Here is a 17,895-nt window from a genome sequence, read left to right on the forward strand (position 1 = left end):
GTCACGGGTGAAAGGAGGGGTAATGTGGAGGAAGAAAAGGTTGAAAGAAAAGGTGGCTTCAGCTTTGCTTTAATTGTAGTGCTGTTTATTTTGTTGATTATTGTCGGAACCGCGTATGTAGGTGGTGGTTACGGAGGCGGAGACGACCCTGTCTTTGTCGGATTCGGGTTCTTTCCATTCTTCCCATTCTTCTTTATTTGATAAGTATTGTGTAACAGATTTCAGCTTTGATTGGAAAAACGAAGGCAACTTCCTTTTGGAATTGCCTTTTTAGTTCTTCTTTTTCTCAATATATTCGAATAAAAATGACTGGCCTTTGCGATAAAATCGAGGATCATATAAGCCGAGACGATCTTCGTCGTCTACTACTACTACAAATGGGGACCATTCATAAAGTGTCTTCGCCTGCGGCAATTTAGTAAATAGGGTGTCCAAGTCAGCATCTTCTTTTGACTGTAAAACATACATTTCTTTCTTTTCTTGAAAAAGATTATCTTGATAAATTGTAACTTTATCAGCTTTTTTCGTAATAACTGTGAATGTCCATGGGATAAAATTTGCAGAAAGGGCAACCTGGTCATTATTTTTTTCATACTGCTTATAAACGAGAAAGCCTTGTGTGCTCTGGACCAAAATATGAATGGCGATAAGCGCCCAAGCCATTTTAAAATAATATGGACTCTTTAGTTTAGTTCTCTTTGAAAATAGGAAGGCTATGCCGATTATAATCCAAATAGTAAAATCAACAATCGGAATCGTACCAAAACTTAAACGCATACTTGAAAATGGCTCTAAATATCCTGTACCCCAGGCATTAAATAGATCGCTCGTATCGTGGATGAAAACCGCCAGCCAAGCGAGTAAAAATAACTTAATATCTTTAATTTTAAATAACAATAGACAAAGAAGGAAAAACAATAAAGCCCAAACAGGAGTTAAAAACAGGGAATGAGTGATCCCTCGATGCCACATTTGATAAAGACCTTCTGAGTCCCATAATTGTGAAATTACATCAATATCAGGTATCTGGCTGGCACCTACAGCTGTTAGAAGATAGGCTCTTTTATATTTTTTATCCATATTCTTCTTATCAACGGCCCTGTATAATGCTAGCCCAAACAAAGTATGTGTGATCGTATCCACTCCCATACCCCCATTAATTAATATAAGATATCACTTAATTATATCCTATTTCCTTACGTAAAAAAGAACAAGGTTAAGAGTTTTTACTCTTAACCTTGTTCGAAATACAATTTATATGATATTAGCTATCTCTTCCACCGCCATGGCTATTTCTTCCGCCTTTACGGCCAGCTTCGGATAAGCTCATTTTGCCATCGTCACCATCTTGGCGGGCTCTAGCTTCTCCACCTTTTTTTCCGATTTCTTCATAAAAGTCTCGATCGTGATTTTCGGAGGTAGCCTCTCCGCCTTTTCTTCCAATTTCTTCATAGAAATCTCTATCGTGATTTTCGGAAGTAGCCTCTCCGCCTTTTTTTCCAATCTCTTCATAGAAGTCTCTATCGTGGCTTTCCGAAGTAGCTTCTCCACCTTTTTTTCCAATCTCTTCATAGAAATCTCTATCATGATTTTTGGAAGTGGCCTCTCCACCTTTTCTTCCAATCTCCTCATAGAAATCTCTATCATGGTTTTTAGCGGTTGCTTCTCCGCCTTTGCGACCTGCTTCTTCTAAGGACATTCCGTCACGATTGTTGTTATTGTTGTCTCTAGCCATTAGAATCTCTCCTTTGAAAAGTATTGGTCTTACATCCATATGTATATCCGTTAGATTTCTTATTAAACTTTTTTTTGGCTAGTTCTTTCGTACTTAAAAACTAGAAAGGTGCATGAATGGGAGGAGAAAAACATCTTGAAAATCGAATCTCATAAGGATACCATTATATTATCTCTAGCTGAGTCAAATAAAAAAGAACAAGGTTAAGAGAAAAATATCCCTTAACCTTGTTCCCATAATTCATTTATAAGGTATTAGCTGTCTCTTCCGCCGCCGTGGCTATGTTTTCCACCTTTACGACCAGCTTCAGATAAGCTCATTTTTCCATCTTGACCATCTTGGCGGGCTCTAGCCTCTCCACCTTTTTTACCTATTTTTTCATAAAAGTCACGGTCATGATTTTTGGAAGTGGCTTCTCCACCTTTTCTTCCAATTTCTTCATAAAACTCATGATCGTGTTTTTTAGCGGTTGTTTCTCCGCCTTTTCGACCTGCTTCTTCATGGGACATTCCATCACGGTTATCGTTGTTGCTTACCATTAGAATCTCTCCTTTAAAAAGTTTTGGTCTTTCATCCATATATGTATATCCGCTAGAATTATTATTAAACTATTTTTTCTGGCTAGTATATTAGAACTGAAAATCTATAAAGAAGCATGAATACTAGGAGAATAACATCTTGAAATATAAAATAATTAAATTATAATATTAAAATAGTCAGAAACAACTAGATTAATAATTAGTAAAAATTTCACCTATTTACGTTAATAGTTTCACATAAATTGAAAGTTAGGGGAAAAAATGAGAAAAAGAAATATAAATAAACGTATCAAGCAGTGGATACTTTCAACGACAAAAGCCGTTCATATGAATATAAATCTAAAAACAGAGAATACAGGCGTTAATATGAGTTATGACTTTATTCATCATTTTCTTGGCTGTGATTTGAGTCGTGTTCAAAAAGCTAGAAACAGCATGAAAAAACCAATTTCATTGGAAACTTATATTAAAGCTCTTACGATGCATGAATTGGGGCATGCTATGGATCGAGAGGCATTATTGAAATCATTGCCTAAAACGATTGAGATTTTTAAGATGAGAAGATATCATTCTGAATCAGAATATCGAAATAATGGCCAGCTGTTTCAAATGATTATCGAAGAGCATGAAATGAATATTGAATTTGAAGAAACGGCATGGAGAAACGCTGAAATATTAAATCGTATATACGGAATAGTTAATTGGGAAGATTTTTATAATGTGAAAGAACATAGTTTAGCCACATATAGAACCTTATACACTTCAGATTTATTACATTATAATAACATTGTAATGGAAGAAAACAGACAAACTGCTAGTTGATAAAGATATCAATGATGAACGGGAGGAGGGGATGACACTTGTCTGCTCCAGAGAAATGTAAGGTCCTAATTGTTGATGATGAAGTGTTAATCAGACAAGGAATTAAGCATTATATAAATTGGGAACAAGAAGGATTCACCATTGTCGGCGAGGCATCTAACGGAAAAGAAGCACTTTACTTGATTGAACAGGAGCACCCCCACATTGTCATTACTGATATGGTCATGCCTGTTATGGATGGTGAAAAATTAACAAAAGAGATTAAAGAACATTATCCAAATATTGAAGTCATTATTTTAAGTAGTTTTAGTGATTTTGAATATGTCCGTTCTACTTTTCAAAGTGGAGTAACAGACTATATACTCAAGCCTAAATTAGACGGACAAGAACTGTTAAAAACAATACAAAAGGCCGTTAATAAGATACCAAATTTTACTCTAAACCGTACCGTTAGCCCATTACATTCCATCGAAGAAATCATTCAGCAACTAATGGAAGGGTATGAGGTAGATTACGATCATCATTTAGTTAAAGAGTCATTTCCAAATAAATATTTTTGCTTACTTGGTGCCGATGCAAAAGATCAGGTTTTAGACCACTTACAAATAGAGCAAGTTTTGAGCATTCTATCTAACGTTACGAATTATCCCATTGTTAAAGAATCAACTAGCTATACGTTTTTGCTTAATATAGAAATTTATGATATCCCATTTATTCTTAAAGCTTTGGAAGATGTCCATCTAAATATGAATTGGGCTTTAAGTGAACCTTTTGCATCATTGAAAGATTTAAAAAAACAATTTCAAGATGACTTACAAAAGCTGAGGAAGTATCGATTTTACTTTCCAAACCAAACTTTGTTAACTTTTGCACAATTACCTAAACTACCAAAAGAAAATATAACGTTTGATTTAAATCAATTCATTGATGTCTTCAAAAGGAGAAATTTTGAAGAAGCCTTTGAATATCTAAATAAATATGTAGACTATTTGTCCCATCAATACACGAAGGATGAGAATGAATTTAAAGCATTTTTAGGAAATATTATTTTCAATACGACCATTTTGTTGGAAAACTTGAATTTTAAAAGTGATACATTACAACAAGACAAGTATCAACATTTTGCCATGATCAATGAGGCAAAAGATGTTGTGGAGACGGTCTATTATTTCCATACTTATTTAACCCAAGTAAAAGAAATCATTGATACGGAGCTACAAGACCCGAGTCAATCCAATATGCAAAAATTACTTGATTATATTGACCAGCATTATGACGAACCGATTAGTCTTTCTAACTTGGCGGAACATTTTCATTTTAACCCATCTTATTTATCAACTTATTTTAGTACTCACCATAGCATTGGGTTTAATGAGTATTTAACACATATTAGGATAGAAAAGTCGAAGGAATATTTACAAAATCAAAGAATATCCATTTCAGAAATTAGTGGCCTTGTTGGTTATTCAGATCATAGTTATTTTTGTAAGGTTTTTAAAAAAATGACAGGAATGTCTCCTAGTAAATATAGGAAAAGCTTTTCTGTATAGGACATGAGAAAATGGTAAGCAACTTTTTAAACAGCATAAAAAATAATAGCTTATTTTTTAAGATGTTTCTCGTAATGGTCGTAAGTATAGTGGCTGTATCCGTCTTAATTACATTTACCATGATTCGTGTGTCAGAAAGGCTTTTTATTGATACATTTAGTCTTGGAAATGCGAAAGTAATGGAACAAGTAACAACAGATTTTGAAGCTTTAAGTTATTCGCTCGTATCCGTCTCGAACCAAGTTCAGCAAAGCGGTTATGTGAAGAATTATTTAACGGATGAACGGTCAGATCCTATTGAATTAGCAAAGGCAGCACATCGAATAAAACTGCAAATGGATCGATATGTAACGATGATTGATCAAGAAGGAATCAATATAGTTTTATTTGGAGAGAATGGTCGGGTATATTCAACAAATTATGTGAATTGGCCTGTTTCGGCGGACCGATTAAAGAAAGATCGCATTACATTTAATTCTTATAAGGAACCAAATCGAATTTTATATCAATATGATCCGAAGAAAATCGATCATGATATTAATCAGGAAGAGACGATTGTCACTTCAAAAGCATTAATAGAAAATTCGACGGATCGAATTTATGGCGTAATGTATATTGCGATTCGCGAACGAGATTTCAAGCAATTATATACAAGATATACTGGTAACGGAAATAATGTACTGCTTCTTAATCAATCTGGAATGGTTGTATCCAGTAGTGACGAGTCTATTGCTGGACAGAAATTTCAAGAGTTGCTCCAAGATGTAAAGGGTATGGAAGGTCATCATCATACGTACAAACAGGTAGAAGTTTTAGGAGAAAACTATTTATTATTTTCCGAGTATTTACCTACATTTGATATGTATCTTGTCAACTTAATTGACCGTGAAAGTGTAATGAGTAATTTGCTTGATACGAAAATGATTGCAATGATTAGTGCTGTTATCGTTATGATTGCTCTATGCATCGTTTTTTTGATTTCTAGAAGGTTAACGAAATCATTATCATCATTAGTAAAACAAATCTCCAATATGAGTCAAAAGAATTTTGATTCATACATCGTTGAATCTGGAAGTTATGAGACAAGGCAGCTTTCGAAAGCATTCAACAATATGTTAGATGAGCTCCATGACTACGTGCAAAAGCTGATTGATACGCAGAAAAAGCAGCGGAATGCAGAGCTAGAAGCTCTTCAGCAGCAAATTAACCCACATTTTTTATATAACACATTAGCTTCGGTCAAATTCATGGTGCAAAATGGTGATAAAGAAAAATCAGCGCAAACGATTAATGCGTTAATTTCTTTATTGCAAAACACAATTGGAAACATCAGTGAAACCAATACTGTAGAGCAAGAGTTAAATAATATAAAGAATTATGTATATATCAACCAAATTCGATACGGAGATTCAATTAAAGTCCATTATTTCGTCTCACCTGAATGTTTACCATTTGAGTTACCGAAATTGATATTGCAGCCATTTATCGAAAATGCTTTTTTTCACGGTTTTAACCGTAAGAAAGAAGGATATATCCAGCTTATGATTCTACAAAAAGATGAGCAACTCATTTGTGAAATTAATGATAATGGTGATGGGATGGAAGAGAAGACGATTAATCGTAAAAGCAAGCGAAAGCTTTTTAGTGGAATTGGGATTCGGAACGTCCAAGAGAGGATTCAGTTAATATATGGTAATCGGTATGGTGTGAATGTAGCGAGCCAAATAGGGGAAGGGACAAGAGTTACTGTTCGATTGCCGGTCATAAAATCTAAAGATAATACAAATTTATAAAAAAAGTTTTAACGAGAAAACGTTTCCAGCTCATCTCCAAAATATATTTAAAGTTTTTTCTAAAGATCGTCCTAACGGTCTTTTTTTTTATTTTGTTATGATTTTTATAGGAAGCAAGCGTTTCCAATTTTGAGGAGGTATAACCAGTGAAGAAACTATTATTATTAGTTGTCGCAAGTATCATGATGCTTGCTGCATGCGGTTCAGGTTCAAAAGAAGGAGGAGACTCCGGTAAGAGTGGTGATTCTAATACGATTACTGCTTGGGCGTGGGATCCTAATTTCAATATAGCAGCTTTGAAGCTTGCTGATGAATCTTATAATGGTGAAGAAGAGATTAATCTTAACATTATTGAAAACGCTCAACCTGATATTGTTTCTAAATTAAATACAGGCTTAAGTTCCGGAACAATGAAAGGGATGCCAAATCTTGTTCTAATTGAAGATTACCGTGCGCAAAGCTTTTTAAAAGCGTATCCAGACGCATTTTATGATTTATCTGAGTATATCAATAAAGATGATTTTGCCCCTTATAAAATCGAGTCTGCTAGTCTAGATGGAAAATTATATGGCTTGCCTTTTGATACAGGTGTAGCTGGCTTATACATTCGTACAGATATGATTGAAGAAGCTGGATATACAGTGGATGATTTTACAAATATCACTTGGGACCAATTTATTGAAATGGGTAAAAAAGTGAAAGAAAAAACAGGAAAGCCAATGATTACGGTTGACCCTAACGACTTAGGAACCATTCGTATGATGATTCAAACAGCAGGAAAATGGTACTTAAAAGAAGATGGAGTTACTCCTGATATTAGTGGCAACAAAGCATTGGCTGAAGCATTCCGTGTTTATAAAACGATGCTAAAAGATGAAGTTGCTGGAGTTCATTCTGACTGGAGCCAATTACTTGCAGGCTTTAACAATGGGGAAGTAGCAGCAGTTGCGCAAGGTAACTGGATTACACCAAGTATTAAAGCTGAAGATTCACAATCTGGAAAATGGGCTGTCGTACCAATTCCAAGATTAGACTTACCGGGAGCAGTTAATGCTTCAAACTTAGGTGGAAGTTCATTCTATGTGTTAAATGTTGATGGTAAAGAAAAAGCAGCTGAGTTCTTAGCGAATACTTTTGGTTCTAATAAAGATTTTTATCAAAATCTAGTAACAAAAGTAGGGGCAATCGGTACTTATACACAAGCCTCTGATGGTGATGCGTATAAAGCAGAAGATCCTTACTTCGGTGGTCAAAAGACTGTTGCTGATTTTTCAAAATGGATGGAAGAAATTCCAACTGTTAACTACGGCATGCATACGTATGCGGTAGAAGATATTTTAGTAGCCGAGATGCAAAATTATTTAAACGGCCAAGATATTAAAGATGTCCTTAATAATGCTCAAAAACAAGCAGATGCACAATTAAAATAATTTTTCTAAAATCAGCCTTGGTCAAGTTCTGCATTCGGGCGTATGGACTTTTACCATAAGCCTAGTGGAGCTTGTTCCAAGGTTTTACCTAAAAGAGGATATTCAAAAAGTCCGGTAAAAATGACACTTCGAATTTCTTCGTTTGCTTGTTTCTCCGCTGCTCATGTATGTAATAGCATACATTCCGCTGCTCGAAACTACGCCGCCTTGAAATTTTTGGTCCTTTTTATCCTCCTTTTTGAATCCTCAATTTTTAGAGGACCTGCAATTGCTTTAGCCTAAGGAGATGAGAACATGAGCAACAAACTGAAGAATAATGCAATCGGCTGGTCATTTGTCCTTTTTGCCACCATTTTTATCGTTATATTTTATTTCTTGCCGATGATCCAGGCCTTCATCCTATCGTTTAAATCCGGTATGGGGAATAACTTGGAATTCGTTGGAATAGATAACTACACTAGATTATTTAAAGATCCTACATTTCTAGCAGCATTAAAAAATACTTTTATCTATTTGATTGTCCAAGTCCCTATTATGATCATTTTGGCTTTAGTTTTGTCAGTTTTATTAAATGATCCTAAATTGAAGTTCAAAGGCTTTTTTAGAACAGCGATCTTTTTGCCAGCTGTTACCTCACTTGTAGCTTATTCCATTATCTTTAAATATTTATTTGGTTTAGATGGAATCCTTAATCAGTTTTTAATGGGCATTTCTCTTATTTCAAAACCAATTCCATGGTTAACGGATCCATTACTTGCAAAAATAACCATTATTATCGCGATTACATGGCGCTGGACTGGCTATAACATGATTTTTTACTTGTCAGGACTTCAAAATGTAGATCAATCAATCTATGAAGCTGCAAAAATAGATGGGGCAAATGCGTTTCAAGTGTTCACTAAAATTACGATTCCTGTTTTAAAACCAATCATTTTATTTACCTCTATTACTTCAACCATTGGAACACTTCAAATATTTGATGAAATCATGAATATTACGAAGGGTGGACCTGGGAATTCGACCGTCTCCATCTCTCAATATATTTACAACTTATCATTTAAATATTCGCCTGACTTCGGGTATGCGGCGGCTGTATCATTTGTAATCGTTATATTAATCGTTATCTTTTCATCATTACAATTTAAAGCGGCAGGTGATCGAAATTGACTACATTTAAAAGAGTTTTTGCGTATGTCTTCTTATCGATAGCTGCATTCATTTCCATTTTTCCATTCTTTTGGATGATTATTAGTTCTACGAATGAATCGAAAGAAGTTACAAAAGGCCGGTTGCTTCCAGGGAGTCACTTTTTTGAAAACATGCAGAAATTATTTGAAAATGTCAATATGGGAACAGCGTTGTTAAACTCTGCGATTGTTGCGATTGCAACGACGGTTTTAGCGTTGATTATCGCGTCTTTAGCGGGATACGGATTTGAAATCTTCCGCAGTAAAAAGAAAGACATCGTATTTAATATTTTGCTATTGTCGATGATGATTCCGTTTGCAGCTTTGATGGTTCCGCTCTATCGTATGTTTGGTTCAATTTCTCAAGTAGTGCCATTCATTGGAATCGATACATTGGCAGCCGTTTCTTTACCGACAATTACGACAGCGTTTTTAATCTTTTTATTTAGGCAAAATACGAAAATGTTCGCAAAAGATCTAGTAGAAGCTGGCCGTATTGACGGTTTATCAGAAATAGGCATCTTTTTCAAAATTTTTATGCCATCAATGAAAACGACGTATGCAGCAGCAGCTATTATTACGTTTATGGGTAGTTGGAATAACTACTTATGGCCACTCGTTGTCATTCAATCGCCGGAAAAACAAACGATTCCATTACTTATCTCTAACTTAGGTTCAGGATATACACCTGACTACGGTGTGATTATGATGGCCATTGTGATTGCTACATTACCTACGGCACTAGTCTTTTTCTTAATGCAAAAACACTTTGTTGCCGGTATGATGGGATCTGTAAAATAAAGAAAGTGGGGATTTAGATGTTGAAACAGCTGAAGAAATTTGAATACACTCCACCGAAAAACGGATATCCAGAGTGGAATAATAACCCTGAAATCTTTCAATTGAATAGGCTAGACGCCCATGCAACATTAATGCCTTACGACACAATAGAAGAAGCGCTTGAGGGAAATCGCCAAGCATCGAAATATTATAAGTTATTAAATGGTGAGTGGAAATTTTCATTCTCTGAAACTCCTGATCAAAGAAATCGCGATTTCTTTAAGGCTGATTTTGATTCTAGTAATTGGGATCCTATTAAAGTGCCAGCCCACTGGCAATTGCAAGGATATGATTATCCACAATATACGAATGTAAATTATCCCTGGATTAACACGGAAGAGCTTAAAGCCCCGTTTGCACCTACGAAATACAATCCAGTTGGACAATATATTCGGTCATTCACGGTACCAGAATCATGGGAAAATCAACCTGTATATATTAGTTTCCAAGGAGTCGAATCGGCATTTTATATTTGGGTAAATGGAGATTTAGTCGGTTATAGTGAAGATACGTTTACCCCAGCTGAATTTGATATTACTCCATATTTAATTGATGGAGAAAACAAATTAGCGGTAGAAGTATATCGTTGGTGCGATGCCAGCTGGCTTGAAGACCAAGATTTTTGGAGATTGAGTGGAATTTTTAGGGATGTCTATTTATACTCAACGCCTCGTATCCATATTCAAGACTTTTTTGTCAATACAGAGCTTGATAGTGAATATCGCGATGCTGAGATGAAAGTGAATGCTAGCATCACCAATTATGTAAAAGAAACATGTGGGAATGTTACGTTTGAAGCAATGCTTTATGAAGATAACTGGAAAAAAGTGTTGGCTGAGCCGATTTCTGTAGAAGTTAATATTTCTGGCGAGGCAAAATGTGAAATTAGTGCTTCTACATTTGTTGAAAATCCATTGAAGTGGAGTGCAGAACAGCCAAATCTTTACATTTTGGTCCTTAGTTTGAAAGATGAAGACGGTCAACTTATCGAAACGGAAAGCTGCAAGGTTGGATTCCGTAAATTTGAGCTTAAAGATGGTTTGATGAAGATAAATGGAAAGCGAATTGTCTTTAAAGGTGTAAACCGCCATGAATTTAATGCCGATAAAGGACGAGCAATTGATCATGAGGACATGATTCATGATATTAAGCTTATGAAACAGCATAATATTAATGCAGTCCGGACTTCTCACTATCCGAACAATCCATATCTCTATGAATTATGTGATCAGTATGGCTTGTACGTCATCGATGAAAACAACTTAGAAACGCATGGTTCATGGATTTACGGACAGAAGGAACTTGAAGATACGGTTCCAGGAAGCAAGCCTGAATGGACAGAGAATGTATTAGATCGTTGCAACTCCATGTTTCAACGTGATAAAAATCATCCATCCATTGTCATTTGGTCTTTAGGAAATGAATCATTTGGTGGGGACAATTTCCTTAAAATGCATCAATTTTTCAATGAAATAGATCCAAGTAGACTCGTTCACTACGAAGGTGTATTTCATTACAGAGCATCCGAAGCAGCATCAGATATAGAAAGCACGATGTATATTACCCCTTCAAAAGTAGAGGAATACGCAATCGAAGCGGAAAAATCAGAGCAACAAATGAAGCCGTATATTCTCTGTGAATACGCTCATGCAATGGGAAATTCCGTTGGAAATTTATTTAAGTACACAGAGCTGTTTGACAAGTATCCAATCATTCAAGGTGGTTTTATTTGGGATTGGCGTGATCAAGCAATTCGTACGAAAACAGAAGATGGCATTGAATTTCTAGCGTACGGTGGGGACTTCGGTGAATCGCCTCATGATGGGAACTTTTCCGGTAATGGATTAATCTTTGCAGATGGTACAGTTACTCCTAAGCTTTATGAAGTGAAAAAATGTTATCAAAATATCGAATTTAGAGCGGTTGATCTTGCGAGCGGAGTTATCAATGTTCAAAATAAAAATCTTTTTACTAACTTAAATGATTTTGAACTTACCTTTTCACTTACTAGTAATGGAGAACTTATAAAAACAGGCAAGGAAGATTTGGATGTTCCGCCATTATCTTCGAAAGAAGTTAAAATAAGTTACGCAATGGACGAGCTTGATGCTGATGGAGAAATTATCTTGACGGTTAGTCTTCGTTTGAAAGAAGGTACACTTTGGGCAGAAGCAGGTCATGAGATTGCTTTTGAACAATTTGTTTTACATGAAGGTGTTAGTGTACAACCAGAAAGTGTAAATGGAAAATTGGAAACAGTCGATGAAGCCGATGAGCTAACGATTTCAGGAAAAGGATTTTCGATTCGATTTAATAAAAAGTCTGGTGATCTTGTCTCCTACCAATTTGCCGGAGAAGAATTAATCAATAGCCCGCTTATACCTAACTATTGGCGCGCCATGACGGATAATGATAGAGGTAATAAGCTTGATAAGCGTAGTGCTACTTGGCGTGAAGCGGGAATGAAGCGGACACTGGAAAACTTCCAAGTTGAAAAATCAAATGAAGAAGTAGTTGTTCTAGTAAAATATAGCTTACCTACTTCAACTGAATCTAGCACAGAAATTTGCTATTCTGTGAAAAGCAATGGAGAAATTGTAGTGGAATCCACATTGACTCCTGGATCTGATTTACCGGAAATCCCAGAGGTTGGAATGTTGTTTACGATGGATACAAGTTTTGACAACCTAAAATGGTACGGAAAAGGTCCTCACGAGAATTACATTGATAAGGAAAAAGGAGCAAAAATTGGTATCTATGAAGGAAAAGTAAAAGACCAATATATCCCTTATTTAAAACCACAAGAATGTGGAAATAAAACAGAAGTCAGATGGGCAACAATCACGAACGACAGTGGCATCGGATTTAAAATTACGGGATTGCCAACAGTAGAACTAAATGTTCTTCCATACACACCATTCGAATTGGAAGAAGCAAGCCATTCCTATAAATTACCGAATAGAAACCAATCCGTTATTCGAGTTAATCACAAACAAATGGGTGTTGGTGGAGACGATAGTTGGTTACAAAAAACACATCCGGAATTTACGTTATATGCTAATCAACACTATAGTTATAAATTTTCATTAATACCGATTAAAAAGTAATGTTTTGAAAGGAAAAGGATAGGTGAACGGGATAATATTCTGTAACCTATCCTTTTTCTATTTTTAATTATGGCAGGTGCAGCAGAGAAATGCTGTGATTCAGGTCGATTCACAGCAGAACTATGAGAAATACAAGAGTTATGCTGCGATAGAGATGGATGCACCGCAGAATAGTGACAAGTAGTGGAGTTATGCAACGATTGGAATGGATGCTCGGCAGAATTGTAACAAATCTTAGAGAAATGCAGTGATTAGGTTCAATACAGAGCAGAATGGTGGAATTTCATATATCGTTAAGCAGGCCAAATTCCTTAAAACTCCAAAAGTAGTAAACTATGAGAAAAAACAGTATCATTAACATAGGTATAATAATTTTTATATTGGAGGGATAAAATGAAAGCGCTATTTATTGGTGGAACAGGGACGATTAGTTCAGCTATTACACAGCAGCTAGCGGAAAGTGGTTGTGAACTGTATCTTTTGAATAGAGGTACAAGAAATGACAATCTGCCAGCTGGTGTCAAAGTCATTACGGCAGATATTCATGATGAACAAAAGGTTGCTGACCTTATAAAAGATCATGAATTCGATGTAGTTGCAGATTTTATCGCCTTTGTACCAGAACATGTGGAAAGAGATTACCGACTTTTTAAAGGGAAAACGAAGCAATATATTTTTATTAGCTCTGCATCTGCTTATCAAAAACCGTTATCTGATTATCGGATTACAGAAGGAACACCATTATCCAATCCATATTGGGAGTATTCTCGAAACAAAATTGCTTGTGAAGATTATTTGATGAAGCAATATCGAGATAATGGTTTTCCAATCACAATCGTTAGGCCAAGCCATACATATAGTGAACGTTCGATTCCACTTGGTGTGCATGGCAACAACGGCAGCTGGCAAGTAGCAAAAAGGATGCTTGAAAATAAGCCAGTCATTATTCATGGGGACGGTACTACCTTATGGACTTTGACACATAATCGTGATTTTGCAAAGGGTTTTATAGGTTTGATGGGGAATATCCATGCAATTGGGGAGTCTGTCCATATCACGTCGGATGAATCGGTTACTTGGAATCAAATATATGAAATTATCGCTGATGCTTTAGGAGTAAAACTAAATGCCGTTCATGTTCCATCTGAATTTTTAGATGCTTGCAGCATATATGACTTTAGGGGCGGACTTATTGGAGATAAAGCAAATACAGTTGTATTTGATAATTCAAAGCTAAAAAGACTTGTACCGGATTTTGTGGCTACGACTAGAGTTGATCAAGGCATTAAGCAAACGGTTCAATTTATTTTAAAACATCCAGAACTTCAAAAAGAAGATCCGGAATTCGACGCTTGGTGTGATAGAGTAATAGAAGTATTGGATGAAGCATTGAAGAAAATAAAAGAATAGAACTATGTCAATGAGCTATCGGGAAAAAATCCTGATGGCTTATTTTTTTGTGAAAACAAAATGAAATATTAGTAATGTAATTGTAACAATAGCTTAAATGGGAAAGCATTCAAAAAGTCATCCTAATTTAAAGAACATGAATCTTAAGTAAAATAGGAACAAATTGGATTTCATTAACAAAAAAATCAAAGAATCTACAAGTATTCTACCAAAACTACTTCGTCTACCATATGTTTTTTTTAATGATTCTGTCATAAAATATGCAAAAGAACCCGACTATTCTATTCTCTGATCAGTATATTCATCGGATTGTCGTAGCGCAAAGCCTGTCAATTGAGTAGTTAAATCACCCATTACAAACGGAACAATCGTTTTAATTCATGACATTCATTAAGAACACAGGTGCATTTCCTCAACTGTTAACAGCATAAGAAACGGAAGGCTATCAATTTATGACAGTGTAACAATTTCTTGAATGGAAAGAGCAAGGTAGGGAGGTCAGCATTATTGATATGTTAAATATCATTATTTTTATATGGTTGACTATTTTTTGAAAAAATCATTTTCCTTCATAGCCTTATGGTAAATGGCTGAACAAATCCCCATCCTCACTCTTTCCAAACAGACTAAATGGCTGATTGATAACACATTTATACTTTAATTACTCGAAATATTCCCCTTTTTCAAACTCGCCAATGGAAAGTCTCCTTTAAATAACTCGTTAATCCATAATGTTGCAGCACCAAGGACATCAGCGTTTCTTCCAAGTTTAGATTGAGTTAATTCCAACCTAGCTACATTTGTTTTTAGTGCATGACTTTTAAAAGACTCAGATAATGGATTCATGACCAAATCACCGCCGCGTAAAATACCACCTGTTACAATCACTTTTTCCGGATTAAAAACATTTACAAGCGTTGAGATGCCAATGCCTAAATAGCGTGAGGCCGTTTCTAAGGTTGTTAACGTTAGCTTATCATTTTGTTTTGCAGCGGCGTATACATGAACGGGATTAATTTGATCTGGGTCTTTTTCAATATCAGTTATAAGACTAGGAAATCCTTTTTTAATTTTAATTTTGATATTTTCAAGAATCGATAATTCACTTGATATTGTTTCTAAACATCCATAATTTCCGCAAGAACAAAGTGAACCATTATCTTGAACAATTGTATGACCTATCTGACCTGCTCCAAAATCATTTCCATGAAAAAGCTCTCCATTGATCATTATACTTGCACCAATTCCATAATCGATATTCAAAATTATAAAAGAATTTAGCCCAGCACCTTCTCCGAACCAATATTCAGCCATTGCTAGTGAATTACAGTCATTATCAACAATAACAGGAGTATTCATTTTTTCTTCGAGTATTTTCTTTATGGGAACATTACGCCAGTTTAGATGTGGAGGGTAAATAGAAATCCCTTTTATTGGATCTACAATCCCATGCATTCCAAGGCCAATGCCATTAATATCCGCTATTTTCGTTTTAGATAATTCCAGCATTTGATTAACTAAACCTGAAACTAGTTCCATCGTATTTTCGGGGGAGGTAACACGACCTAGTTTTTCTTCTAAAAAATATAAAGTCTCGCCTAGCATGTTAAATAATCCGATTTTTATTGATTCTGATCTTATAGTAATGCCAATTACTTTAAATGAATTTTTATTTAACTCATATATTACGGGAAATCTTCCCCGTTTAATGGGTGATTCCCCCATGTTTTTAATTAATTTATAACTTTCAAGTTCATTAATAATATCCGTCACCCCTGGAATTGTAAGTCCAGTGATTTTTGCTATCTCTGATTTTGGAGCGGGACCATTCTCTTTTAATATTTTTAAAATTAACTTTTGGTTCAATTGTTTCATTAAATTTTTACTTACTTTTCGGGTTTTATCAATCATTCATAATGACTCCTTATTAATTATTACATTATTATCATTAACTAAGTTTATTATATAAAAGAGTATATAAATAAACAAACTTATAATAAAAAACTATACACATCCTTAATACTAAAAACTCTGTATTTACGGCATTATTTTTTGAATTATTTAAAAATGCGGTTGACTTTATTAAGGTGACTTTAATATAATGTGAATAGTGAAAGCGCTGTCAAAAAAACGAGGGGGTATTAAGTGTGAAGATGAAAAAAAAGTATTTAATTTGGTTTGTTTTTATTCTCTCTTTGGTGTTGCTAACTGCTTGTTCTAGTGAAAAAGAAAAGGCAAATAGTGATGGCGGAAAAAAAGAAATTACTGTTTGGACTTGGCCAAATAATGATCAGACTTTTGAAGAAATTACGGTTCCTTTATTTGAAGAAGAATTTCCCGATATCAAAGTAAAGGTTCAGGCGTTTCCTCAAGGAGATTATCATAAAAAACTTGCATCTGCTTTAGTTGCCAATGAGGGTCCGGATGTAGCTATGGTTGAGATTGGAAATGTTATAAATTTTAAGGATATGGGGATGTTTGAGAACTTAAATGACGCACCATATAATGCTTCAGAGTATAAAGACGGTTACCTAGACTATTTTTGGGATTATGCATCAACAAAAGATGGGTATGTGTTTGCGTTACCAAAAAACTCTGGACCTGCCGCAATGTTTTATAATAAGAGAGTTTTTAAAGATGCGGGTCTTCCTACAGATCCTGATGGAGTACATGATTTACTAAAAACATGGGATGATTATATTGATTTGGCGGAAAAGCTATCAATTTCCGGTAAACAGTGGATGTTAGCGACACCGCATAAAATAGTTGATGCTATCGTTCAACAGTCAGGTACATCTTATTTCAATGGAGAGGGCGAATTATTAATCGATAACGAGCATTTTTTGTATAGTTATAAGCTGATAGAACAGTTGTATGCAAAAGATGCTATTGCACCTTTTGAGGAATGGTCCCCCGAGTGGAATGCATCCATACAAAATGGAACAGTCGCAACATATTTGTACGGTAACTGGTTTGGTAAGTACTTAAAGAACAATGCTGAAGGCTCCGATGGCGAATGGGGTGTTACATATGCTCCGTCATATAACGGAAAAAGTGCTTATGATAATGGTGGAGATTTTATAGGTATTGTTAAAACAAGTAAGAAAAAAGAAAGTGCATGGGAGTTTGTAAAATTTGTAACTCAAAATCATAAAAATTTAGAGGAAATGTACAAAAAAGATGATTTGTATCCAACTTATTTAGAAGTTTTAGATGAAGATTGGATGAATAATGAAGATTCTTTTTTTGGTGGTCAAATTACAAATGAGATATTTAAAAATGTTGCAGAAGATATGGCGGCACCATTTGTGACTACGAATGATCCAATAGCGTCAGATGGAATAAAAAGTTTAATAACGAATTTCACTATAGGTGAAATGAAAATGGAAGAAGCACTAGACCAAGCTATTAAGGAAATAGAAGCAAGGAAAAAGTAATAATAATTGCTTTGCATAACTAATGGGCAGTGAAAAATCTGCTCA

13 protein-coding genes and 1 pseudogene are annotated in these 17,895 nt (G+C 35.1%); 10 read left to right on the plus strand and 4 right to left on the minus strand.

Annotation, left to right across the window (positions count from 1 at the left end; translation table 11 throughout):
• Positions 1-24 precede the first annotated feature (24 nt).
• A pseudogene (locus KHA97_RS24210) lies at positions 25-126 on the plus strand (YjcZ family sporulation protein); the annotation flags it as partial.
• A gap of 144 nt (positions 127-270) precedes the next feature.
• On the opposite strand, the gene KHA97_RS22075 reads toward KHA97_RS24210, so the two are convergent.
• From KHA97_RS22075 to KHA97_RS22085, 3 genes are all read right to left on the minus strand, one after another.
• Positions 271-1,143, minus strand: a complete 873-nt coding sequence (locus tag KHA97_RS22075) for a metal-dependent hydrolase (protein ID WP_213126967.1) — start codon at positions 1,141-1,143, stop codon at positions 271-273.
• A gap of 121 nt (positions 1,144-1,264) precedes the next feature.
• A complete protein-coding gene (locus tag KHA97_RS22080; protein WP_213126968.1) occupies positions 1,265-1,735 on the minus strand; it encodes a con-10 family general stress protein in 471 nt (156 codons plus the stop codon).
• Positions 1,736-1,989: 254 nt separating this feature from the next.
• On the minus strand, positions 1,990-2,244 hold the full coding sequence (locus KHA97_RS22085; protein ID WP_233713733.1) for a KGG domain-containing protein: 255 nt from the start codon (positions 2,242-2,244) through the stop codon (positions 1,990-1,992).
• Positions 2,245-2,535: 291 nt separating this feature from the next.
• Here KHA97_RS22085 and KHA97_RS22090 point away from each other — a divergent pair, with 291 nt between their 5' ends.
• The 8 genes from KHA97_RS22090 (at position 2,536) to KHA97_RS22125 (ending at position 14,413) form a co-directional block, all read left to right on the plus strand.
• Entirely contained in the window at positions 2,536-3,096 is a 561-nt protein-coding gene (locus KHA97_RS22090) for an integrase (RefSeq protein ID WP_213126970.1), read from the plus strand.
• 38 nt (positions 3,097-3,134) lie between these two features.
• Entirely contained in the window at positions 3,135-4,646 is a 1,512-nt protein-coding gene (locus tag KHA97_RS22095) for a response regulator transcription factor (RefSeq protein ID WP_213126971.1), read from the plus strand.
• Between the two features lie 74 nt (positions 4,647-4,720).
• Positions 4,721-6,439, plus strand: coding sequence for a sensor histidine kinase (locus KHA97_RS22100; protein WP_233713726.1), 1,719 nt, complete (start codon positions 4,721-4,723; stop codon positions 6,437-6,439).
• A 146-nt stretch (positions 6,440-6,585) separates the two neighbouring features.
• Positions 6,586-7,869, plus strand: a complete 1,284-nt coding sequence (locus KHA97_RS22105; protein ID WP_213126973.1) for an ABC transporter substrate-binding protein — start codon at positions 6,586-6,588, stop codon at positions 7,867-7,869.
• A 294-nt stretch (positions 7,870-8,163) separates the two neighbouring features.
• The gene (locus tag KHA97_RS22110) at positions 8,164-9,036 is read left to right on the plus strand and encodes a carbohydrate ABC transporter permease (protein WP_213126974.1); all 873 of its coding nucleotides are present in this window, start codon (positions 8,164-8,166) and stop codon (positions 9,034-9,036) included.
• The gene (locus KHA97_RS22115; protein ID WP_213126975.1) at positions 9,033-9,857 is read left to right on the plus strand and encodes a carbohydrate ABC transporter permease; all 825 of its coding nucleotides are present in this window, start codon (positions 9,033-9,035) and stop codon (positions 9,855-9,857) included. Before KHA97_RS22110 ends, KHA97_RS22115 begins: the two co-directional genes overlap by 4 nt.
• A gap of 17 nt (positions 9,858-9,874) precedes the next feature.
• A complete protein-coding gene (locus tag KHA97_RS22120) occupies positions 9,875-13,003 on the plus strand; it encodes a glycoside hydrolase family 2 TIM barrel-domain containing protein (RefSeq protein WP_213126976.1) in 3,129 nt (1,042 codons plus the stop codon).
• 393 nt (positions 13,004-13,396) lie between these two features.
• Positions 13,397-14,413 carry an SDR family oxidoreductase gene (locus KHA97_RS22125; RefSeq protein WP_213126977.1) on the plus strand — a complete coding sequence of 339 codons (1,017 nt, stop codon included), beginning with the start codon at positions 13,397-13,399 and terminating at the stop codon, positions 14,411-14,413.
• 657 nt (positions 14,414-15,070) lie between these two features.
• Here the strand turns inward: KHA97_RS22125 and KHA97_RS22130 are convergent.
• The gene (locus KHA97_RS22130) at positions 15,071-16,324 is read right to left on the minus strand and encodes an ROK family transcriptional regulator (RefSeq protein WP_213126978.1); all 1,254 of its coding nucleotides are present in this window, start codon (positions 16,322-16,324) and stop codon (positions 15,071-15,073) included.
• A gap of 242 nt (positions 16,325-16,566) precedes the next feature.
• On the opposite strand from KHA97_RS22130, the gene KHA97_RS22135 reads away from it, so the two are divergent.
• Positions 16,567-17,850 (plus strand): ABC transporter substrate-binding protein, encoded by a 1,284-nt coding sequence (locus KHA97_RS22135; RefSeq protein ID WP_233713735.1) that lies wholly within the window; start codon positions 16,567-16,569, stop codon positions 17,848-17,850.
• Positions 17,851-17,895 lie beyond the last annotated feature (45 nt).

It is taken from the genome of Lederbergia citri, assembly GCF_018343625.1.
GTDB classification, from domain to species: Bacteria; Bacillota; Bacilli; order Bacillales; family Bacillaceae_C; genus Lederbergia; species Lederbergia citri.